Origin of the sequence: Micromonospora sp. WMMD967, assembly GCF_029626165.1 — a bacterium.
Taxonomy (GTDB): Bacteria; Actinomycetota; Actinomycetes; order Mycobacteriales; family Micromonosporaceae; genus Micromonospora; species Micromonospora taraxaci.
In genome coordinates, this window is the sequence record NZ_JARUBK010000001.1 from 3,697,808 (window position 1) to 3,719,086 (window position 21,279).

Consider the following 21,279-nt stretch of genomic DNA (forward strand, 5'->3'; position numbering starts at 1 on the left):
AGCGGGGGCGCCGTCACCCAACGACGACGAGTTTCGGTCCAACGGCGGCTGGCCGCCTTCTCCGTACCGCGAAGATCATTTAGTTGGTCTGGGCGATGTCTGACGGTTGGTCGCCACCCGCTGCGGAGTCGCCGCGAGGCTGCGGGTGAATGCGCTCGCCCTGTCGGCTCATGGGCGACAGAATGGCTGCGATCATGGTGGTCGGCGGTAGGGGACGGGGGCGCGATGTCGCTGGGCACAGTGCTGCGGCGGTGGCTGCGAGCCTTGTCTGCCGGCTCGAGCGAGTTGCCTGAACGTGACTACCTGCCTGACCTGCCGGCCACCGAGTGGCTGCGGGCTGCGGCCGGCGGCGCCGATCGAAGCGTCAGCCCTGCAGAGTTCTCTGCCGTGTTGCTGACGGTGGCCCGCGACGGGGAGCCCGGCCTGCAGGACGCGACTCTGGATGCGCTCGGTTCCGCTGATTCGCGGTGGTGGTTGCCGGTGGATGAAGCGCTGCGGGAGCGGTGGTGGTCGGCGCCGCGCTGGTCGCGGAGACTCGCGGCGGACCTGGCTGACGGTGAGGTGGAGTTACTGCGCCTGGTCGTAGCCGGCTGCCACCGTGACGGGCGGATGCGCGAAGCGGCGGTCGTTCACCTGGCTGGTCACGCGCACCCGGCTGCGGTGGCGGTGCTGGCGCTTCGCAGCGCGGACTGGGTGGCCGAGGTGCGCCAGCGGGCAAGGGCGGCGGTGGATGGTTGGCTGGTGTCATCGCGGGGGTCGTTGACCCAGCTCACGGAGATGGCGTTCGCCCTGCGGGGTCGCGCTGAGGGTGCCTGGTTGGCCGAGCGCGTCGACGGTGTCCTGCGGGACCTGCCACTGGACGGTTTGGAGCCGTTGCTGGCGGCGCGGGATCGTCGGACCCGGCGGGCGGCGTACCGGGCAGCGACGGCCGGTGGTCTGTTGAGTGTGCGCCGGTTGATCACGGCGGCGATGAAGGACGACGACCTGCCGATCCGGTCTCTGTGCGCCCGTGGTGCCGTTCAGGCCGCGTCGGGCCCGGCTGAATTGCGGGGGTTGCTGGTTAGCCGTACTGCGCTGGTTCGGGCTGAGGCGCTGCAGGCTGTGACTGCGGTCGGTGATCTGGGCGCTGCTGAGGCGGCGTTGCCTGATCGGCATCCGTTGGTGCGGGCGATCGCTCAGGCCGCGCTCCGCCGCGGCGGTGCGGATCCGGCAGAGTTCTATCGCCTGCGTGCTCGGCGGGAGGCGCCGGCGCCGGGGGTGATCGCCGGGCTGGGCGAGACCGGCGGCGTCGAGGATGCGGGCCTGGTTCGACGGTGGCTGGCGCATCCACGTTCGCGTGGTCGGGTCGAGGCGGTCCGGGCGCTGCGTCGCCTCGGCGTGACCCGGTCGGCCGAACTGGTGCCGCTGCTGCGCGACGACTCTGGCGCAGTGACCCGCCAGGTGGTGGCGGCCCTGCGCCACGACCTCCCCGCCCTGGACCCGGAGATGCTCGAGGCCCTACTCAGGCCGGGCAACGCGCCGCATATCCGGTTCGCGGGCTACCGGTTACTGGTCGCGGGGAACGCCTGGCAGCGGCTGGTCACCAACCTACGGCTGATCGACGATTCCGACGACCGGTTGCGCGGCAGCGCGCGGGCGGACCTCACCGCGTGGCTCAATCGGCAGGCCGCCACGACCTATCACGGTCCATCCCGCGATCGTGCCGCCGAACTCGACACGCTGATCGAGCGTGCTCGTCCGATCCTGGGCGAGGACAAGGTCCGGCTGCTGCGGTTCCATGCCGGCCTGCCCCATCAGGCGGCGCTATGACCGGCAATGACATGCCTCGCTCGCTCAGCGACATCGAGCGGGACGTCATCGCGCGGCTGTTGTCCGTGCCGTTCCCTGGGCGCGACGAGTTGCGTGCGCAGTTGCCGTTCGCCGCAGTCGAGGGTCGGTGCGGGTGCGGCTGTGTGACCGTCAACCTTGCTGTGGACCGCGTCGCAGCGCCGGCCAGGGTGTTGTCCGGTGCACCGGTCTCGGCTGACATCAGCGACGACGAGTTCTCCGCCGGCATCGTGCTACTCGTCGATGGTGAGGGCTATCTGTGCTGCCTGGAGGTCTACTCCATCGGTGACGAACCCGTGCGGCGGCTCCCGCCCGTCGAGCGGATCAACGGCCGTCCGCAGGGGTAGCGTCCGCCTCATCGTCACCGTCGCCGCAGGAAGGCGTAGACGATCTTGTTGGAGGCGAATTCCGAGATGTTGACGAGGTCCCAGCCGAACTGGCCGAGGACCTCGGCGGCAGCGACCGCTTCGCTGACCTTGTCGCCGCTGACGCCGTGGTGGGAGACCACGGCCAAGAGACGATAAGGGTACGTCCGAAGATCAGCTTGGCCCTGCAGGACCGCCCGGGCGGTGACTATGCGGGTCCGGGCGATGTGCTCCGGGGTCTCTGCTGCGGGCATACCCGGCACCATAGTGGCTCGTCGCTCGGGCAGTCTGCCACCTGCGCAGCCGGTATGTTCGAGACGTGTCTGTGCCGGCCAGTGTTTCTCGTCTTGTCGTGGCGCTCGTTGCGGTGCTCGCCGCTGCCGCCTGTGACGGTGCCTCGGCTCCTGCGGGTGCGCCGACGGCCGGGCCGGCCACGAGCAGCGTTGCCTCCACCGCGCCCACCGCCTCGGCCGGCCCCACCTATCGCGCTCAGGATCTGGAGCTGTGCAAGCGTACTGATCTTCGGCCGTTGGCGGAGCTGTCCCTGACGGTAGCCCGCACCGATCCGAAGCCGCCGCTGGGGCAGCCGGGTGCGTCGTGTCTGTTCGAGATGCGAACGGAGGACGGGCATCAGGCGAATCTGCGGGTGGAGGCGTCCACGCCAGCCAGCGAGCAGGAGGCTCGGCTGCTCTACCGGGCCACGGCGCAGGTGACGGTGATGACTCCCGCCGGCGTCATCACCGGTGTGGGCGACGAAGCGGAAGCCTTCACCAGGCGCTCCGAGCCCGGCTTCAAGTATGCCGAGTACATGGTCCGCGCGCGCACGGGCAACCTGGTGGTGAAGGTCTGGTTGGCCGTCGGCGGTACTTCTTACGCCGCCACCGAGACGCTTGCGCCGAAGGCGCTGACGTTGCTTAAGGCGACCCAGGCGGCCGTACCCACGGTGTGATGCCCCCGTCGGTCATCCCCGGACGGCCTCCGGCCACCGCCCCCCGGGCAGCTTCGAATGATCGCCGACCTGCGTCGCGATGTCCCGGACGTTGCCCAACGCGTCGACGAAACGCTGGCCGATGGTGAGCAGAACGTCCAAGCCAGCGGCGACCAGGTCCCCGACCGACTCGGCGAGGGTGGAGATGGCCCACGGTAGGTCGATGACGGTCACCCCCTCGGACGCCGCCTGCGCCAGCTTGCCGACCAGCCCCGTCACGATCTTCGCGAGTTCGACGGCGTAGTCGACATTCGCCTTGGCGATCGTGAACAACCACTGGCTGATGAACTCCGACTTGACGACGGACTCGTCGACCGCGGCCTTCTGCTTGAGCGCCTTCGCGTTGTAAGCACTCGCGGCGTCGCCGGTCCACTTGGGCAGGTTCTCGTTCGCCGGGTCGGTGGTGGCGGACGAAAGCTCGGAGACCGGGGTCTTCACGTCGTTGACCCAGCGGAAGCTGACCTCGATCAGCGAGAGCACCGGCAGTTGATGCTCCAGGGCCTGCTCGACGCGGTCGAGGACGACGTTCAGTGCCGTCTTGGTGCTGTCCAGGCTGTGCTTGATCCACAAGAGTGCTGCGGGTCCGAGGAGCCACCTCCACTGCTGTACCTGCTCGACGATCTCATTGAACCTGGCGATCGCCTCGTCGACGCCGGAGCGGATGTGGTCGAACGCCTTGTTGAACGGTTCCCCGTACTCGAGATCAGTGGTGCCTGGCTGCATGGGGTGCTCCGTGCCCTCTCCGAACGTCGCGCGGTGGGCCGCTAGGCCCTGAAGATTTCGTTGAGGTCCAGTGAGATGACCTCGTCGGCCCGGTCGTACTCGTCGGCGATGCGACGCAGGGCCTCGCCGACCTGTTCGAATTCGGTCACCGCTCCACTCAAGATGGCGACCATGAAGGTGTGGAAGTCCTTGTACGCCAGCGAGTGGACGAGGACGTTCGCGTCACCGATGAAGAAGGCCGACGGGTCGAGATGCAGCTGCTCCGCAGCGACCTTGATGGCAGCGACACGGTCCGACAGCGTCAGCCACTTACCTCCCTCATCGCGTAGCGAATCGGTGATGACGTTCAGGTCAGCCATCTCACTACCTCACGATCCAGTCCGTCCGGCGCGGGCCAGCTCGAACGCGCGGAAGAGGGAACGGGCCTCGAACTGCAACTGACCCGCGTCTGCCCGTGCGATCCGCCTGACGTCGCCGGTGATGCCGATGATGCCGCCTCCGCGGATGCGCAATCTCAGGCAGCCGTTTGGGCTCGACATGCCCGACTCGTCCGTCCGCGTCGTCCGCCGCGCCGCAGCGTCCAAATCCGCGTCGAGGTCGGACAGTGTTCGCCAGGTGTCGCGCAGCCACGTGTACTCGTCGACGTCCCGATCGGGGCTCCTGTCGAGCGGCTCCTGATCCGACGCTGCAGGATCTCTCTCCTGCGTCTGCAGATGAAGGAGCGCCGCCGCTTCTAGGGCAGCCTGCACGGCGGCGGCGTACGCCTCGAAGAGCGCATCGGCGAACCCGCTGGGGCCGAGCCGGCTGCGCCAGTCCCGAGCGATCGTGACAGCCGAGACCTCTCGTTGGGCGTCGACCACCACGCGGACGGAGCCGGAGTGGTCCGCCGCGGAGCAGTCCGCGGCTCGCAGCTCACGTCCCGTCTCGCGCAGCGCACGATCGGCCTGCTCGCGCAGGACGGAATCGTCGCCCAGGAAGTCCAGACTTGCCAGTTCGGGGCGTTCACGCCTGCTGCCGTGCTGCATCCGCCCCCGGCCTCCTGCTCGTCAACGCTTTCCGTAATTCGCCCGCCACGGCGAGGTAGGACCACGGTACGTGAATGACCAAGATCCGTGGGACCCCGGGCGCTGGACTGGACGTCTCGCCACGGCGAGGAGATTGTCGCGGCAGAGAGTCTGCGGGGGCCGCGCCGATCTCAGTGGTGGTGTCCCGTCCGGGTAGAGAGGTGGCATCTGGTGGTGAGCGCTGAGCTGCGGTCGTTCCAGGTGCGCCCGGACAAGATCGAGGTTGCTTGTCCGGGTCTAAGCGGCACTTTCGGCGACGGGTCTGGTTGCCGTTGTTCGACCTGATCCCGGCTGGATCAGAGGCGAATACGTAGGTAGGCCCGGTCATCGAAGCTCACTTGTCCCGGCAAGATCGCCTTGGTACCGGCGAGCTCCGCTACGCACCAGGGGTCTTTCGCCAGGAGCAAGGCAAGCTCTGACTCGGACGTGGCCAGTGTCTCGCCGATGACCGGATATCCGTCGCTGGCAATCACCAGTTCGTCGATGCCGTCGGGCACCGGATGCACTACCACCAACGACGGAGGAACGGGCCGCCCATCGATCGCGGCGTACCCATATGGCCCGACGGTGTTGCGCATGGCACCCTGCCGCCCGGTCAGAGCTCGCGCCGCGAGCCGCCCTGGGTCCGCTTCCACCACCCGATCCATGCTGATTGTCCCGGCAGCGGCCTCCGCAGCGAGAACCGCAGCCCGGAACGACGCAGCGACGCGGTCGACACGTTTGCGTGGCTGCCCGACCGACGCGGGGAGTCCGCGATAGGAGAATCCGACGTCACCGATCTGCCAGATCTCCCGACGCGCTCGCGAAAAGACGGTGACCGCCGCGCTCGGCCGCTCGGCTGCTGTCAGCCCAGAGTCGAGGCGGGTCGCCAGTTCCGAGGTCATGGCCGCAACCGCCCGATGCGAGTCAACGTCGTGCGGCAGCTGCTGCAGGACGTCCCGGCAAGCCGCCATAGCCCACCATCCACCCGCCGCGCTCCCGTAGCGCCGGCCACTCACATCCGTAGCGCCGTCAATGACCGCCACATGCTCGGCGGTCACCACGATTGAGTCCTCGCAGACTTGCGGATCGCCGGACTTGCCCAGCACGAACTGCTCCACGATCTCCACAGATCCGATACTCGCCTACGACACTGGACCGCCTCGAGCCGGACGGTGCCAACTCGGTCCGTACGGTGCCACCTCGCGGCGGACGGGCAGACGAAAAGCCGGACGCACCCCGTTGGCAAAGTTTCTACCCAACGCCAGCCAACAGCACTATTGAACTGCCGAAACAGGACCTGTTGGTGATCTCCGTAGGGGGTCCCGCGAAGTACGACGTCCTGTTGGCCAACAGGCGTCCCGGCGTTCTGGCCTGCGGACAACAAGCGTGCGGGCGCCGATTTCTGAAGCCGTGGCGCATCGGCGAACTCCAGGTCGCGTTGGGTGCGCGTGTGTGGATGTGCATCGAGAGCTACCGCCGCCGGCGGCAGCCCGCCACACACCGGGAGTATTGCGATGCCTTCCTTCTCCGAGTGGCCCGAGTCTCCGCTGGACTCCGCCCAGCGCGCTTTCGACCTGCTCGTCCACCCGCCTACGACTCTCCAGTTCGACGGCTGCCGGTTCGCCGGCTGCCCGGACCGCCCGATGTCTCTGAACGAGTTGAAGCGGTTCCTCCTCGACCGGGATACCTCGCGAGGGGTCCGCGACCTGATTTGGCGGGAACTGGTCGTCCGGTCGCGCCAAGACGGCCCCGGCTGGGGGTTGGGGTCGGTCGGCCTCGCGATGCCCGGCCTGCGGGCCTTGGCCGGCGGGCTGGCGCGGGGTTACCGGGGCGACAGCGACGATATCGACGCGGAGATTCTGGGGACCTTCTGGGACCGCCTGATGCGCAGGGTGGACGTCGACCAGCCGCGGATCCTCCCGCGCATGCTCGACGCTGCCGGGCGGGCGGGCCTGAAAGTGCGATACGCCGACGTCACCACCGAACCCTTCGACAGTGAGCCGCCGGGGCCGCGTACTCCACTGCAGCCGTGGGATCACCCGGAGTTCGTTCTGGCCCGCGCGGTGGCGATCGGGGTGATCGACGCCGACGACGCCAACATCATCGCCGAGACGCGGCTGGAAGGCGCATCGGTGCAAGCGGCGGCGGCCCGGTGGGGCATCGCGGGACAGTTGGCCTCGCACTGGCGCGACCGGGCTGAGTCGAGGCTGGTCGACGCCATCCGCGCCGGGGAACTGGCCCACGTCAGGCTGCGTACCCGTCCGGCCAAGCCGGTTCGCCGCACGTCCCTGCGGGCGTGGCCCGGCCAGTGACCAGGCGATCCGTTGGGCGACGGTTGGCCAGCGTTGGCCGGTCAGCCCCGGGAAATCGGGCCCAACACGGGCTCTTGGCGGTCACGAGACCGATCACCCCTCCGACACGCCAGCCGGGGTGCGCGAGCGGTCTCGGGCGCCGCCCGGTACGGGTGGTGACTCGGTCCGGCTCCAGGTCCGTGCTCACCACGAAACCGAACCCGGTGTGGAAGGAGCAGTGCTTCCACGGTCCCCGCTCGTACGGGCGGCGCCTCCCAACCGCTTTCGAGCACGCCCCACCGAGAGGTGGGGCGGGAGGTGACCACCGATGCGCCGCATCCTGAACCGACTGTCCCTATCCACTACGACCAACGCCAGTGTCCTGCTCGGCCTGACCGCGCAGGCCATCGCCGGAGCGCCGGACCTGCTCGCCGTCAACAACCTCCCGACCGTCATCAACAACCTGGTCGTCTGGATCGTCGGCATCCTCGTCGGCGTCGCCACCCTGTTCCTCACCTACGGTGGGGCGCTGTACCTGATGGCCGGCGGCGACCCCGGGCAGGTGGAGAAGGCCAAGGGCGCACTCAAGGGCGCAGCGACGGGCTACGCGCTCGCCGTGCTGGCCCCGGTGCTGCTGACCATCCTTCGCGGCATCCTGGGAACCTGACCCCGATGTTCTGGGACATCGTCGGAGTCGGAACCCTGCTGGACGAGATCCTCACCTGGCTGGCACAGCGGGTCGCGGACATCATCGACGCCCTGTGGTCGTTGCTGTCCTCGGCGTTCCTCGTCGTACCCGACGTCACTGGGCTGCCGCAGGTCCAGACGATCAGCGCCCGAGCCCTGATGATCGTGAACACCTGCTTCGTGCTGGCGATCATCGCCTGCGGCATCGTGATCATGGGTCGAGACAGCGTGCAGGCACGCTACGGCGTCGGTGAGCTGGCGCCGCGCCTGGTCATCGGCTTCATCGCAGCCAACTTCGCGACGCCGCTGTCGAAGGGGCTCATCGAACTGGGCAACGCGCTCACCCAGGCGCTCACCAGTGACTCCGTGGCCACCGACGGCTCCCTCGCCCAGATGAAACGCACCGTCGTTGACGCCCTCACCAACCCCGCCAACGCGCTTCTCACACTGATCATCGGGATCGCCATCGCCACTCTCGTCGCAATGATCATGGTTGGCTGGATCCTGCGACTCGGCCTGCTGGTGATCCTCGTCGGCATCGCACCGGTGGCATTGGCCTGTCACGCCACACCGTGGACGGAACCCGCGGCGAAGCTGTGGTGGCGGGCCTTCATCGGTGCCCTGGCCACCGTCATCGCCCAAGCCCTCGCCCTGCACACCGCGCTGACCGTCTTCCTCAGTCCGACGGCGAACCTGCCCGCCCTCGGCCTGCCCAACGACCCAACCGGCACGTTCAACCTGTTCATCATCTGCTGCCTGCTGTTGGCAGTGGTGAAGATCCCCGCCCTGATGCGCCGCTATGTCACCGGGGGTCAGTCCAACAACGTCGTCGGCGCGTTCATCCGCGTCGCGATCGTCCAGCAGGTCAGTCGGGCCCTGACCGGGGGCCTGTGGCGCGGTGGTCGACAGGCCAGCCTGTCGGCGGGGCGGGTGGCCGCCCGCCAGACTGGCCCCGGGGGACCGGGGACCAGCCCATCGTTGCCGAGACCGACTGGCGGCGGACCACGGCCGGGACCGGTTCCGCGCAGAACCGCGCCGACGGCGGCACCGGCCCCTGCGGAGCGTGCTCTACCGCAGGTTCCGTCCGGGCGGACCCCGGCCACCGCGATGCCCCAACGCATGCCCCGCTGGCGTCGGTGGTGGGCCTACACCGACTCCGGCACCGGCTGGCCGACGGACTCGCCGGACCAGGGCATGCGCGGGACGAGTCGGCCACCGCACGGGTCCGGAGCAACGCCGTCATCGATCGGGCCAGGTCCGGCGTCAGCACACACCCCGAGCGGTACGGGCTGGCCGTCGACGACGGCATACGGCCCGCGCACCGCCCGCGCGTCAGCGGCAGCGCGATCGCAAGCCACCAGCCCTCTGCCGCCGACTCCATCCTCCCGACCGTCGGCCCGACGCAACAGCACCGGTAACGGCTTGCCTGCCTGACACCCCACGCCCCAGACCCAACCCATTGCCTGAGGAGACCCCATGTCTGATGTCGATCTTCGTGCCAGGATCCCCGCCGACGTCGAAACCCCCGATCGCCTGCTGTTCAACCTGACCACCCGGCAGGTCGCCATCCTGGCCACCGCCGTGGCCATCGCCTACCTGCTGTTTCGGACTCTGCTCGATGTTCTGCCGATGCCGGTCCTGCTCGGCGGTCTCGTCCCATTACTCGGCACCGCAACCGTCCTCGCGTTGGGCCGCCGCGACGGATTGAGCCTGGACGCCTGGCTGCTCGCCGCGGTTCGCGGCTCCCGCACCCCACGACGGCAGGTTCCCGCACCCGGCGGGGTGCTCAAGACGCCGCGGTGGGCGCCGGTCCCCAGCAGCGCAGAGGGGGAGCTGACCCCGCCGACGCCACTGCGCCTACCGGCGCGGTCGATCGCCACCAACGGAGTGGTCGACCTCGGCGGTACCAGCGCCGCGCTGGTCGCCGTCAGCACCGTCAACCTCGGACTCCGCACCCCAGCGGAGCAGGCCGCCCTGGTCGGCGCCTACGCGCGGTGGCTCAACAGCCTGACAGCCCCGGTGCAGATCGTGGTCTCCACCCAACGCGTCGACCTGGCCGGGCACGCGCAGCGCATCGCCGACGCCGCGGACCTGCTGCCCAACGCCGCGCTCGCCGACGCCGCAGCGGACTACGCCGAATTCCTCCTCGATCTGGAAGACGAGCGGCAGCCACTGTGGCGCACCGTCACCATCGTCCATACCGCAACCGGCGCCCGCCGCGACCAGGACGTATTGCGCGCCGCCGAGCACACCGCTGGCGCCTTGCAGAGCCTGGGCGCCACCACCCGCGTACTGGATGGCCCGGCCGTCTGCGCGGTGCTGGCCGCAGCCGTCGACCCCTACACCCTGCCCGTGCCCGGCGAACGGGCACTACCTGACGAGCCCATCACCACCGAGGAGCCGTCGTGAACCTGCTGCGACTGCTTCATCCTCGTCGGCCTGCCCGCCCGGCGATCCCCCCGTCGGCGGAGGCCGACACCCTCGCCACCCTGATCGGCCCGGCCAGCGTGGAAGTCACCCCCCGATACCTCAAGATCGGCGAGGGGTACGCCTCGACGTTGATCGTCAACGGCTACCCGGCGGAGGTCGGCGCCGGCTGGCTGCTCCCACTGACCGGCTGGCCCGGCCGTGCCGACGTCGTCATCCACATCGAACCGCTCGCCCCGCAGGTCGCCGCATCCCGGCTGCGCCGCCAACGCGCCCGACTGGAATCCTCCCGGCGCGCCGACGCCCAACACGGACGCCTCGACGACCCCAGCACCGAGGCTGCCGCCGCAGACGCCGCCGAGCTGGCAGACCGGGTCGCCCGCGGCGCGAGCCGCCTGTTCCGGGTCGGCCACTACGTCACCGTGCACGCCCTCAACCTGGACGAGTTGACCGAGTCCGTCGCCCACGTACGGGCCACCGCCGCCTCGGTCATGCTCGACACCGTCCCAGCCACCTGGCGGCAACTACCGGCCTGGACGTCGACCCTGCCGGTGGGCGTAGACAGCATCGGCATGCGGCGGGTCTTCGACACCGACGCCCTCGCCGCAGCGATGCCCCTGGCCTCCGCGGATCTGCCCGCCCCGTTGCCCGGCGACCCGCCCAGCGCCTCCGGGGTGCTCTACGGGGTCAACACCGCCACCAACGGCATCATCTGGCACGACCGCTGGGCCGCCGACAACCACAACAGCGTCGTACTCGCCCGATCAGGCGCCGGTAAGTCGTACTTCATCAAGCTCGAAACCCTGCGCTCGCTCTACGACGGAGTGCAGGTCAACGTCATCGACCCCGAAGACGAATACCTGCGGCTCGCCGAAGCGGTCGGCGGCACCGTCATCCAACTCGGCGCACCCGACTTCCGGCTCAACCCGTTGGACATCGCCGTCGACGACAACCGACCCGACGCCCGCAACCGGCGAGCCCTGTTCGTGCACACACTGATCAACGTCCTACTCGGTGCCAGCGGCCACGACAGCGCGATGGCACCCACCGAGCGGGGCGCCCTCGACCGGGCAGTCAACACCGCGTACCTTGCCGCCGGCATCACCAACGACCCGACCACCTGGGCTCGCCCGGCTCCGCTGCTACGCGACGTCGCCGCGGCACTGGAGGCCGACGCCACACCACCGGCGCTCACCCTTTCCGCCCGCCTCTCACCCTGGACCACCGGCAGCTTCAACCACCTCTTCGACGGACCCACCACCACCGGCCCCACCGGGCACCTGGTGGTCTGGTCCACCCGACAGCTCGCCGACGAACTCCGCGCACCCGGGATGCTCCTCGCCCTCGACGCGATCTGGCGCACAGTCGACGCCCCAACCGCCGACGGTCCGACCGCCGACCCACGCCGCCTCGTCATCGTCGACGAGGCCTGGACCCTGCTGCGCGACGGCGAAGGCGTCCGATTCCTCAACCGGCTGGCAAAGGCCGCCCGCAAACGGCGGGCCGGGGTGTCCGTGGTGACACAGGACGCCGCAGACCTGCTGGGTTCCGAACTCGGACAGGCCGTCGTCGCGAACTCCGCGACCCAGCTCCTCATGCGCCAAGCCCCGCAGGCCATCGCCGCCGTCGCCGACAGCTTCAACCTGACCGGGGGAGAGGCGCGGATGCTGCTGTCAGCGCAACGCGGGGAGAGCCTCCTCCTGGCAGGTGCCAACCGGGTAGGCGCCCACGCCGTGTCCTCCGAACGCGAACACGAACTCTGCGTCACGGGCGACTTCGACAGGCAGACACCGTGACAGCGCTCGCCCCATCCACACCGCCGCCGTCGCCCTTCGTGCCTCCGCCGGTGCCGTCCACCCCGATCGCGGACGCCATCGTGAACGTACTCCGGTGGGTGACCGACCGTCCGTGGCTCGCCATCGTCGCCGCCGTCCTCGGGCTCGTCGTTCTGATCGCCCGAGGGCAACTGCACGTGTGGCGGCACCGGCGGCTACTGCGTCACGCCCACCAGGTCGTCATCACCCCACCACCGGAAGTCGATCCAGACAGCGCCGCACGCTGGTGGGCGACCTGCGCAGAGATCCTCCGCCCCGCCGGATGGCGACGCCTGATCCACGGCACCCCACACGTCGCTTTCGAATACCGATGGGCCGGCCGGCAGTTGACCATCAACATCTGGTTGCCCGGCACAGTGCCCACCGGACCGGTCCTCGCCGCCGTCACCGGCGCCTGGCCGGGCGCCACCGCCGCCGTCAATGACGCCACCGCACCGATACCCCTTGCGACTCTCGACGAAGGCGGCGCCTTGGTCCCCACCCTCGCCGCCTGGTACCCGATCGTCACCGACCACGACAGCGACCCCCTGCGACCACTGATCTCCGCGCTGTCCGGGCTGCAGGATCCCGAGTACGCCTGCGTGCAGGTACTCACCCGCCCAGCCACACCCCGGCAGATCCGTCGGCTCCGCGCCGGTACCGGGGCGCTCCGCACCGGCCAGCCCGCACGAGGGCTACTCGACCCCACAGCCTGGATCTGCGGACTGCTCGAACTGATCGTGCCCGGGCCCGGGCGGGCCTCCGCGGCCACTCGGGTCGCCGCCACCCGGTCGGTACCGACAGATCCGGAACGCGATCGCGACGCCCGCGCCGCAGTGGACAAACTCGCAGTTGGGCAGCTGTGGGAGACCTCGATCCGCTACGGCGTCGCCCACACCAACCCCCGGAAGGTGGCAGAAGAGAATCTGCGAGCCCGACTGAAGACCCTCGCCCACGGCGTCGCCTCCGCCTACGGCGTCTACACCGCCCGCCAACGACTGCGCCGCGTCCGGCTCACGCAGCCCGCCGCAGTGCTGTCCGCTCGACCACTGCGTTCCGGGTACCTGCTCGGAGCCGGTGAACTCGCCGCCCTCGCGGCCCTACCTACCGACCTGGCCGTACCCGGCCTCCGACGCGCTCGCGCGAAGCCCATGCCAGCGCCGGTCGAGGTCCCCGCCGGCGGACGCGGTGTCAAACAACTCGGACACGCCGAGATCGGCGGTCACGCCGTAGGGCTGCCCGTCGTCGACGCCCGCCAGCACCTACACGTCCTCGGCTCCACCGGCGTCGGCAAGTCGACCTTCCTGGTCAACATGATCCTCGACGACGTGGCCGCCCACCGCGGTGTCGTGGTCATCGATCCCAAGGGAGACCTCGTCACCGACGTCCTGGACCGGCTGCCGGAGAATGTCTCCGACCGGGTCGTCCTCATCGATCCCGAACAGGACCAGGGCGGCTACTTCAACCCGCTCTCGGGAGACGACCACGACCTCGCCGTCGACAACGTCGTCTCCATCTTCAGCAAGATCTTCCAAAGACACTGGGGACCTCGCATCGACGACACCCTGCGAGTCGCCTGCCTCACCCTGATGCGCAAGGCACACGCCACGCTCGCGCTAGTGCCACCGCTGCTCAACGACCGTCAGTTCCGGATGGCCTTCACCGACGGCCTCGACGATCCAGAAGGCCTGCTCGGCTACTGGAGTTGGTACGAGTCCATGCCGCCGCCGGTGCGAGCGCAGGTCATCGGACCTGTCATGGCCCGGCTGAGAGCGTTCCTGCTGCGGGACTTCCCACGCCGCACCCTTGGCACGCCCCGCTCGTCATTCGACATGGGGGAACTGCTCGACAACGGCGGCATCCTGCTCGCCCGCCTCCCCAAGGGGCAACTCGGCGAGGACACCTCGCGGTTGATGGGCTCCTTCGTGTTGGCTCGCGCCTGGCAGGCCGCCACCGCCCGCGCGAGCCTGCCGGAAGACAAACGACGCGACTGCACCGTATTCGTCGACGAGTGCCACAACTTCCTGAATCTGCCCGGCTCGGTGGACGACATGCTCGCCGAAGCCCGCGGCTACCGCATGAGCCTGGTGCTGGCCCACCAGGACCTCGCTCAACTGCCACGACCCACCCAGCTCGCCCTGAGCGCGAACGCCCGCAACAAGATCACCTTCAACGTGGCGCCCGAGGATGCGCACCAGATGGCCCGGCACATGTTCCCCGAACTGTCCGAACACGATCTGAGCCATCTGGACGCCTACCAGGCCGCCGCGCGGCTGGTCATCGGCAATCGGGAGACCGCAGCGTTCACCCTGCACACCCGGGCACCCCGCCCCGTGGTCGGCGCCGCCACACACATCCGGGCAGCCTGTGCCGCTGCCAGCGGCAACGCGACAGACCCGACCGCCATCGAGCAGCTCGCCAAGCGCCTCGCCGGCAGCGATCGAGGCAAGACATCCCGTCGCAGCGACTGACGCCGGAACATTCCGCTCCATACACCGGAGTGGGTTCGCACCCTGGTCGGCGGTCCGGCCCGGACATGGTCGCTGCGAACAGCCCGCAATCCGTCGCTGCTGACCCAACAGCGCAGCTAGGAGACGTACATGAGTCATGATCAGCCGTCCCGACAGTCCCACCGGGGGGACATCCTTCAATCGGGGGGTGCGCCGTGACCCCCCGATCCCGATCCACCCTCCGTCGCTCCACGACCACGCTCTCCGACGTCTCGGCCCGCCTCCGCCCTCGCGATCGGGTGATCGCCTTCCTGCTCTCCGACCACACCTCCCTCACCACCGACCAGATCACCTCAGTCCTGTTCGACTCGCCGGTCACCTGCGCCCATCGCCTCTACACCCTGCGACGGCTCGACTTCATCGACCGTGTCCTGCGCTCCCACCCCGGCCAACCTGCTCAGGTGTACTGGGTGCCCGGCCGGCTCTCCGCCCGCTTCGTGGCCCTCGCCCGCGGTGACACCCCGCCCACCCCGAAAGCCGTCGCACTCGCCGCGGACTCGGTGCTGTCCAACCGGATCCGGCAACACACCATCGAGACCAACCAGTTCTTCATCGACCTCCTTGCCCACGGGCGCGGTCATCCCGAGGTACGGCTGACCCGCTGGTGGTCCGAGCAGCAGACAGCCGCCGTCTTCGGCCAACGGGTACGCCCCGACGCACACGGTGTCTGGACCAACGGCCGCAGCAGCGTCGGCTTCTGGCTCGAGTACGACCGTGCCACCGAAGACCACCCACGCCTACGCGAGAAGCTGGACCCGTACCGGCGCCTACGGATGGACGGCGGACCCGGCCACATTCTGCTGTTCTCCCTGCCGAGTAGGGAACGCGAGCGCAACTTCCACACCAAGCTCGCCGACGCCGCCCGTCACGATCACCGTGTCGCCGACGCCTTGGCCACACTCACCATCGCCACCTGCGCCCGGGACCGGATCAACGGACACAGCCCGGCCGGACCGGTATGGCGGCTCGTGGGCAATGGGGGACACCGGCTGAGCCTGGCCTACCTACCCACCATCGAGGACGAACCTGGCCCACTCAATCCCGGCCCACCACGCCCGTCCGAGGATCCGCTCTACGAACTGCGCGGACGAGCGAACGGATAACCTTTGAGGTATGGCTCGTCCGAGACGACAGACATCACCGTCCCAGCGATCCCACGCGATCTGTCCGGAGCTGTCAGGGCGCCAGCCCTGCCGGCCGGTCAACCGATACTGGATCTTTTCGGGGACGGCTCAACTGCTGGAATACGCGGAGACTTGCGCCTGTGGCCGGCGCTTTCACTCCCGTAGCTCCAGGCAGGGCCACGGGCGTGAACTGCTCCATCGTCCGGCGTCGGCGCCGCTGGCAGAGACCACCATGCCGCCCACGGAACTCTGGCCCGAGGACGCTACATCCAGCCTCGGCAAGATGGGTGTCGTTCCCGTCGGTACCCCCGTGCTGCACGCTCCAGCAATGCGGTACGACGGGGATGGAGACCTTCTCAGGCCGCTGGCCGATCGGATGATTCGGACGATGGTGGTTGCGAACGGCATCGGCCTGGCGGCAAATCAGGTGGGTGCGCCGATCCGGCTCTTCGTGCACAACCTTCGAGACTCGGCCCCGCAGGTCCTTCTGAACCCGGTCGTGCTGGCGTCCGCTGGATGGGACAGCCGAATGGAGGGCTGTCTGTCGTTGCAGGTGCCGGGCAGTCGGGTCGAGGTGGATCGTCCGAAGCAGATCACCGTACGGGCGGATCTGCTGGATGGCACCCGCACGGTGATCGAGGCCGACGAGATGCTGGCTCGCGTGGTCCAGCACGAGCTGGACCACCTCGATGGGCTGGAGTACGTGCAACGGCTGACCGGTGACCGGCGGGATTCGGTGTACCGGATGCTTGCGAGAGCGGAGGTGCCGCTAGACCTCTTGCCGGATCGGCCCTACCCCGTACTCTCTTGACGGGGGCGCTGACCCTCGGCGAAACGGATGATCATCGGACGGAGCGCGTCGGCGGTAAGTGCCGACTGGTAGACCCAGATCGCGAACACGAACGGTAGCCGCGCCGTCAGACTCTCGATGGCAATGCCGTGGTCGCTGGAATCACGGTCGATCTCTGCCCGCGGTAGCACCTCGTGCAACCGGCCGACGACATCTTGATCGCGGACCTGGCTGGCCTGCTCGGCCAGCTTCGCCTCGTCGAGGTTGACGGCGCCGGCGTCGGCGGCCAGCATGCGGATCTGCATCGCCAGATCCAGTGAGATCCGGCATCGGACCTCGGCGGGGGATGGCAGCAGGTTGTCAGTCAACGTCGTCCACGTCCTGCTCTGTAGACTTGCTGTGCAGCGTGATCCGGCTCGCCCAGACGTCAACCTTATCGTAGTCGTGCAGCTGTAGCGCTGACCGGCGACCGAGCTCGGCGATGTAGAGCTTGATGTCGACGTTGCGCTCAAGTCGAGACGGTTCGTCGATGTTCCAGAGGTAGCCCGTTACGACATCCATCTTTCCGTTCCGCCAGTAATCGTCGCCGATGCGATCGGCTTCAAGGGGATTGCCGTGCATCAGGTGTAACAGCATGCGATTGGCGACATTGACCCCGTACGGCTGCATAAAGAGACCCGCCGCTCGTTCCAAAGTTGACAGCGCGGTCTGCGTGTCCAGTTGTACCTGGCAGAATCCCAGGTTATTCACGAGGGCAGGATTGCTCGGCCGTTCTCCCACTATTGCTTCGTAGATCGCCGCAGCGACTTCGGGGCGCCCGCCATTCAGCTCCTTGAGGGCCGCATTCAACAGCACTTCCGTCCACTTCGGAGTTCCGAGCCGGGCCGGTGAGGCGGCGAAGATTTCCGGCCAATCACGAGCCAGGTTCTCTGCGCGAAGGGTGGCGACATCTCCTGCGGCCTTGAGTCGTTCTCGGAGCGGCCCGGTCCCGGTTCTCTCGTCCTGGCCCGGTGGCGGGAGGAATTTGCCGACAGCGGCTAGCAGCGCGGCTGATCGCAGGCAACCCGACCACGAGATGACGTGCGCATATGCCTCTGGACCGGCCAGCCCGGTGGCCATCCGCAATCCGGCGATCTCGGCGTCGGTACGGATTACATGCCTCGGCAGAGCTTCGATCGTCTGGGCCACAGACCTGAGGTTCAGCGTGGCCGCATGGAGCCAAGCTCGGAGGACGGCGATGTCAGCCGCAGTGTCCTGTCCTCGGGGAAGATAACCCTGAACCTGCTTAAGTGTGCTGTACGTACGACCGAGTCCGGCGCCGGCGGCGAATAGCACCGTGCCGGCGAGCGGAGTCGGCGCGAGCTGTTCGGACACTCGCGCGCCGACGGAGGCCAGTGCGAGCGTCGCCGCCTCGTCGAGTTCGTCGGTCAGCAGGGCCGCCTCGGCTCGGGCATCCAGCACTTGAGGGCTAAAGGTGTGCGCACTGTAGGCGACCTCCCCGTGCCGTCCCGGCCAGCGCGAGCGAAGCCGCGCCAGCTCGACGCGGGCTTCCGGATGGGAAGACGCGGAGAGGCGGTCGTCGACCCGTGGCGCTACGGCCGGCTGTGCGTCAATCCAGCTGGTGGCGACCTGGCAGGAGACCGCGTGGGTCAACGAGGCCACTTCGGCCCGGATAGACCCCTCGTCGGGAATGGTCCGGCGTAGGAATCGGACGTATGCATATATGCTGATCAAGGGAGCCTCGATCCGGAGGGCTTCGTCGATTCCTAGCTGCGGATCCGCATCGTCCGTCGCCGGCAACGCGGTCCTTTCCGGCAACGCCTTGGCCGTGGCGGTCGGGTTTACGAGGTCTTGGATCTTCTTTCGAATGGTCGGGCTCAGCTCGTCGGCGTCGATAGCCCGATGGAGTTCGACGCAGATTTCTTCTGGGAGCACGCGAAGCTCGCGATGCAGGAATAGCGCGATCTCGATCTCGTCCTCGGTGCTGACCTGACTGGTCAGTGCGTGCCAGAGCGCGGATGCCGAGTTCTCCGGGGCTTTCTCAACGAGTACTGCCAAGCGGAATCTACTCCTGGGTGATTGGGCCGGATCGAGCATGAAGCGCGCGCAGGTGGCCAGCAGCGGGTCGGCGCCGAGGCGGCGCCGGATCACCTCGATCATCTCCGCGAGCCATTCGGCTCGCGGGTTGGCCGGCAATGCTGCCATCAGTGCCGGCGCCAAAGTCTGCATCGAGGACGATTTCAACAGGATCGCTCTGCAGTAAGGATCCTGGACCGGAAACAGTTGCTCGAACCGCCCTGGCGGAAACGACCCGGCTCGCTCCGCCTGGGCCAGCCGCTCGGCGAGCAGCCGGCGCGCCGCCTCCGACGCCTCGTCGGTGCTGGCCAGCAGGCTGCGGGCGGCGTCGGTCGAGTCAAATAGCCGGAGCGCGGAGTAAGCGGCGGCCGCGCGGATGGACGGATTGGCGTCCTCGTCCTCGGCTAGGGCCGTCAGGTCGCGCAGCGCCTCGGACGTACCCGTGTCGGCCAGCGCGTCCACCGCGGCCTTGCGTTCAGGGATGGTGAACTCGTCGGACCCGATGCATTCCAGCAGTGTGGCCCGAGACGCGGCAGACGTGCCACCGGCTATGGTCCGCAGCGCCGCTGTGACCACGTGCGTCGGTACCGCCGGGTCGACCAGCCGGCGCACCATCGCCGACGTCTCGTCGTCTTGAAGCGCGGCCAGTAGTTGGACGCTGCGGGTGCGGTCGATCGGATCGCCGGATCCGAGCAGGATCAGCAGCTCGTCCCGAACAGCGCCGCGGCGAATTGTGCCCACACGATCGCCGGCGGCAACGACGATCTGGCCTGCGGTGAATCGGGCGGCGTTCAGCGGGTCGTCGTGGAAGAACGTCTCGAGGTCGAGGATGACGTCGTCGGGTCGATCAGATAGCGCGCCGATGTGGCTGATGACCGGTGCCCACTCGGGTTGTGACCAAAGGAACCGGACGTATTGTTGCCAGTTGCCGGCCCGGACGAGTTCGTGAGCCAGCAGGTAGTCGCGAATCGAGCTGTGCAGGAACGACAGCTCATCCTCGTGCCGGCCGGCGACCCGGCGAACGATCCCCGTCGCTACCAGGTCATCTATCACGGTGTGGTGTGCGGTGATGCGTTCAAGATCCGCCCACTCGGCAAGCGATCGCAGTCCATCTGTTACCTGGCTAACCCGCAGGTTGTCGAGCAGGCCGGCATCCGTGCGGAACAATCCCGCGGCTGCCTCCAGCGCGCGTAGCCTTAGCCGGACGATCTCGCTGCTCTGATGCAGTTCGGCGTAACGGTCCTCCTCGCTGGCAAGTCGGCGCAGCGCCCGGGACCACAGGTCGTGCTCGCTCTGCGGCAGCGGCCGTTCCTCGGTGCCGGCCACCGCGCAGAAGAGCGCGATCAACAGCGGCTTTCGAAGAATCTCCGGATTGTGACCGGTCACCCAGCGTAGTACCTCGCTGCCCTTCTCCGACTGGGTCGAGAACCAGCAGCGGATGAACTGTCGCTGCTCGCGTTCGGCGAAGGGCTGAAGTTCGCAGACCGCAGCGAGTTTGGCGAACTGATGCTGTGGCAGCGTAGCCGGGCGAGAGGTCAGTACAAGCCGACCCTGGCGAGGGTGCAGCAGTCGGATGATTTCCTCGAGGTTGCGGGCAAGTCGCGGGCGTTCGTGGCGGATCTCGTCGTACCCATCGACCAGGATTTCGATCGCCACCTGCGCGCGAAGTAGCTCGACAAGCATCGGGACGTAGGCCGAGTCGGCGAGGATCTCGCCCGGGACGGCGGCGGCGATCCGCTCGGCCAGCGAGTCGCTATCGCCCGGCGGCAGGCTCTGCTCCAGCAGCTCCTCAAGCTGCGCCGCCTGGACCAATATCGGAATTGCCGTCCCCGTCTCGCCGGAAAGCCGGGCCTCGGCGAGAGCGAGGGCGCGTCCCTTCACCGCCCAGCTCTTGCCCGAGCCGGCCTCGCCGACCAGGACCAAGCGTTGGAACTCTTGTAGAACGGCCGTCCAGGCTAAACGACGAGGTCCATTGACGGTCGTCTCACGGTCCAGCCCGGACAGCCCGGGGTTCGCCGTTGGGCCATCAGGGGCGTTGTCGGCGAGAGGCGGGATGACCGTGACTTCTTGCAGGATGTCGGCGAACCGTAGGTCGTCCGGGAACCAGGGTGGCAGCTCGGAGCAGTAGTCACGAAGCCGCTGCAAATAGCCAACTAGCTCGGCCTGGTCGGAGATCTGCGCAAGGTGTCCGTCGTAGCGACTGATCCACGCGACTAGGGCCGAGGCGGCGTCTTGCATCCAACGGCTGGCGGTGCTCTTGGCGATCCCCAGTTGGAGCTCGTTGACCGCCTCGCTGATCGTCATGTTGCCAAGAACGCAGAAGAGCACCCGTGCGTGCTCAAACTTGATGCCCAGCGTTTCCGGAATGTCGGCGGCCGAGGCGGGCAACCGCTTGCGCAGCTCCCGCCGGAGGCGAACCACGGCCGTGTCGACATCGGCGGGGGTGAGCTGGTCGAGCCCGGAAAGAGCATCCCGTACGATAGCGAAACGCCGTGATCCGGACAAGGCCGGCAAGATGGCCTTGGGGTCGTCCGGCTTACCGCCGGTGACCAACGTCATCGCCACCGACAGATCCGCGTAGCTTTCGCCGACACGTGACATAGCCGGAACA

General features: G+C 68.3%; 18 protein-coding genes. 11 read left to right on the plus strand and 7 right to left on the minus strand.

The window, feature by feature from the left end:
* Positions 1 to 225: 225 nt before the first annotated feature.
* Positions 226 to 1,809 carry a hypothetical protein gene (locus O7631_RS17245; protein WP_278145112.1) on the plus strand — a complete coding sequence of 528 codons (1,584 nt, stop codon included), beginning with the start codon at positions 226 to 228 and terminating at the stop codon, positions 1,807 to 1,809.
* Entirely contained in the window at positions 1,806 to 2,174 is a 369-nt protein-coding gene (locus O7631_RS17250; protein ID WP_278145113.1) for a hypothetical protein, read from the plus strand. Before O7631_RS17245 ends, O7631_RS17250 begins: the two co-directional genes overlap by 4 nt.
* 14 nt (positions 2,175 to 2,188) lie before the next feature.
* On the opposite strand, the gene O7631_RS17255 is transcribed toward O7631_RS17250, so the two are convergent.
* On the minus strand, positions 2,189 to 2,335 hold the full coding sequence (locus O7631_RS17255) for a hypothetical protein (RefSeq protein ID WP_278145114.1): 147 nt from the start codon (positions 2,333 to 2,335) through the stop codon (positions 2,189 to 2,191).
* A 209-nt stretch (positions 2,336 to 2,544) separates the two neighbouring features.
* On the opposite strand from O7631_RS17255, the gene O7631_RS17260 reads away from it, so the two are divergent.
* Complete coding sequence (locus O7631_RS17260) at positions 2,545 to 3,141, plus strand: hypothetical protein (protein WP_278145115.1); 597 nt, start codon at positions 2,545 to 2,547, stop codon at positions 3,139 to 3,141.
* A gap of 12 nt (positions 3,142 to 3,153) precedes the next feature.
* Here the strand turns inward: O7631_RS17260 and O7631_RS17265 are convergent, their stop codons facing one another.
* The 4 genes from O7631_RS17265 to O7631_RS17280 form a co-directional block, all read right to left on the minus strand.
* Complete coding sequence (locus O7631_RS17265) at positions 3,154 to 3,903, minus strand: hypothetical protein (protein WP_278145116.1); 750 nt, start codon at positions 3,901 to 3,903, stop codon at positions 3,154 to 3,156.
* 41 nt (positions 3,904 to 3,944) lie between these two features.
* Positions 3,945 to 4,262 carry a hypothetical protein gene (locus O7631_RS17270; protein WP_278145117.1) on the minus strand — a complete coding sequence of 106 codons (318 nt, stop codon included), beginning with the start codon at positions 4,260 to 4,262 and terminating at the stop codon, positions 3,945 to 3,947.
* 9 nt (positions 4,263 to 4,271) lie between these two features.
* Entirely contained in the window at positions 4,272 to 4,928 is a 657-nt protein-coding gene (locus O7631_RS17275; protein ID WP_278145118.1) for a YbaB/EbfC family nucleoid-associated protein, read from the minus strand.
* A gap of 335 nt (positions 4,929 to 5,263) precedes the next feature.
* Positions 5,264 to 6,076, minus strand: coding sequence for a hypothetical protein (locus tag O7631_RS17280; protein WP_278145119.1), 813 nt, complete (start codon positions 6,074 to 6,076; stop codon positions 5,264 to 5,266).
* A 531-nt stretch (positions 6,077 to 6,607) separates the two neighbouring features.
* On the opposite strand from O7631_RS17280, the gene O7631_RS17285 reads away from it, so the two are divergent.
* From O7631_RS17285 to def, 8 genes are all read left to right on the plus strand, one after another.
* On the plus strand, positions 6,608 to 7,261 hold the full coding sequence (locus O7631_RS17285; protein ID WP_278145120.1) for a hypothetical protein: 654 nt from the start codon (positions 6,608 to 6,610) through the stop codon (positions 7,259 to 7,261).
* 307 nt (positions 7,262 to 7,568) lie between these two features.
* Complete coding sequence (locus tag O7631_RS17290; protein ID WP_278145121.1) at positions 7,569 to 7,907, plus strand: pilin; 339 nt, start codon at positions 7,569 to 7,571, stop codon at positions 7,905 to 7,907.
* Positions 7,908 to 7,912: 5 nt separating this feature from the next.
* Positions 7,913 to 9,361, plus strand: coding sequence for a hypothetical protein (locus tag O7631_RS17295; RefSeq protein ID WP_278145122.1), 1,449 nt, complete (start codon positions 7,913 to 7,915; stop codon positions 9,359 to 9,361).
* Positions 9,362 to 9,403: 42 nt separating this feature from the next.
* Entirely contained in the window at positions 9,404 to 10,336 is a 933-nt protein-coding gene (locus tag O7631_RS17300; protein ID WP_278145123.1) for a PrgI family protein, read from the plus strand.
* A gap of 44 nt (positions 10,337 to 10,380) precedes the next feature.
* Positions 10,381 to 12,150, plus strand: a complete 1,770-nt coding sequence (locus tag O7631_RS17305) for a conjugal transfer protein TraC (RefSeq protein ID WP_278147963.1) — start codon at positions 10,381 to 10,383, stop codon at positions 12,148 to 12,150.
* Complete coding sequence (locus tag O7631_RS17310) at positions 12,147 to 14,639, plus strand: DUF87 domain-containing protein (RefSeq protein ID WP_278145124.1); 2,493 nt, start codon at positions 12,147 to 12,149, stop codon at positions 14,637 to 14,639. The genes O7631_RS17305 and O7631_RS17310 overlap by 4 nt, the downstream gene beginning before the upstream one ends.
* Positions 14,640 to 14,833: 194 nt before the next feature.
* Positions 14,834 to 15,781, plus strand: a complete 948-nt coding sequence (locus tag O7631_RS17315; protein ID WP_278145125.1) for a replication-relaxation family protein — start codon at positions 14,834 to 14,836, stop codon at positions 15,779 to 15,781.
* A gap of 304 nt (positions 15,782 to 16,085) precedes the next feature.
* Entirely contained in the window at positions 16,086 to 16,613 is a 528-nt protein-coding gene (gene def, locus O7631_RS17320) for a peptide deformylase (RefSeq protein WP_278145126.1), read from the plus strand.
* Here def and O7631_RS17325 read toward each other — a convergent pair.
* Entirely contained in the window at positions 16,595 to 16,960 is a 366-nt protein-coding gene (locus tag O7631_RS17325) for a hypothetical protein (RefSeq protein ID WP_278145127.1), read from the minus strand. The two genes, def and O7631_RS17325, sit on opposite strands and share 19 nt — an antisense overlap.
* The gene (locus tag O7631_RS17330; RefSeq protein ID WP_278145128.1) at positions 16,953 to 21,269 is read right to left on the minus strand and encodes an NACHT domain-containing protein; all 4,317 of its coding nucleotides are present in this window, start codon (positions 21,267 to 21,269) and stop codon (positions 16,953 to 16,955) included. Before O7631_RS17330 ends, O7631_RS17325 begins: the two co-directional genes overlap by 8 nt.
* Positions 21,270 to 21,279: the final 10 nt, after the last annotated feature.

Bases quoted from the DNA above. Each gene is read 5' to 3' on its own strand.
- O7631_RS17290 (WP_278145121.1), top strand. From the start codon at position 7,569: ATGCGCCGCATCCTGAACCGACTGTCCCTATCCACTACGACCAACGCC.
- O7631_RS17270 (WP_278145117.1), bottom strand. From the start codon at position 4,262: ATGGCTGACCTGAACGTCATCACCGATTCGCTACGCGATGAGGGAGGT.
- O7631_RS17250 (WP_278145113.1), top strand. From the start codon at position 1,806: ATGACCGGCAATGACATGCCTCGCTCGCTCAGCGACATCGAGCGGGAC.
- O7631_RS17330 (WP_278145128.1), bottom strand. From the start codon at position 21,269: ATGTCACGTGTCGGCGAAAGCTACGCGGATCTGTCGGTGGCGATGACG.
- def (WP_278145126.1), top strand. From the start codon at position 16,086: ATGGGTGTCGTTCCCGTCGGTACCCCCGTGCTGCACGCTCCAGCAATG.
- O7631_RS17295 (WP_278145122.1), top strand. From the start codon at position 7,913: ATGTTCTGGGACATCGTCGGAGTCGGAACCCTGCTGGACGAGATCCTC.
- O7631_RS17245 (WP_278145112.1), top strand. From the start codon at position 226: ATGTCGCTGGGCACAGTGCTGCGGCGGTGGCTGCGAGCCTTGTCTGCC.
- O7631_RS17275 (WP_278145118.1), bottom strand. From the start codon at position 4,928: ATGCAGCACGGCAGCAGGCGTGAACGCCCCGAACTGGCAAGTCTGGAC.
- O7631_RS17265 (WP_278145116.1), bottom strand. From the start codon at position 3,903: ATGCAGCCAGGCACCACTGATCTCGAGTACGGGGAACCGTTCAACAAG.
- O7631_RS17300 (WP_278145123.1), top strand. From the start codon at position 9,404: ATGTCTGATGTCGATCTTCGTGCCAGGATCCCCGCCGACGTCGAAACC.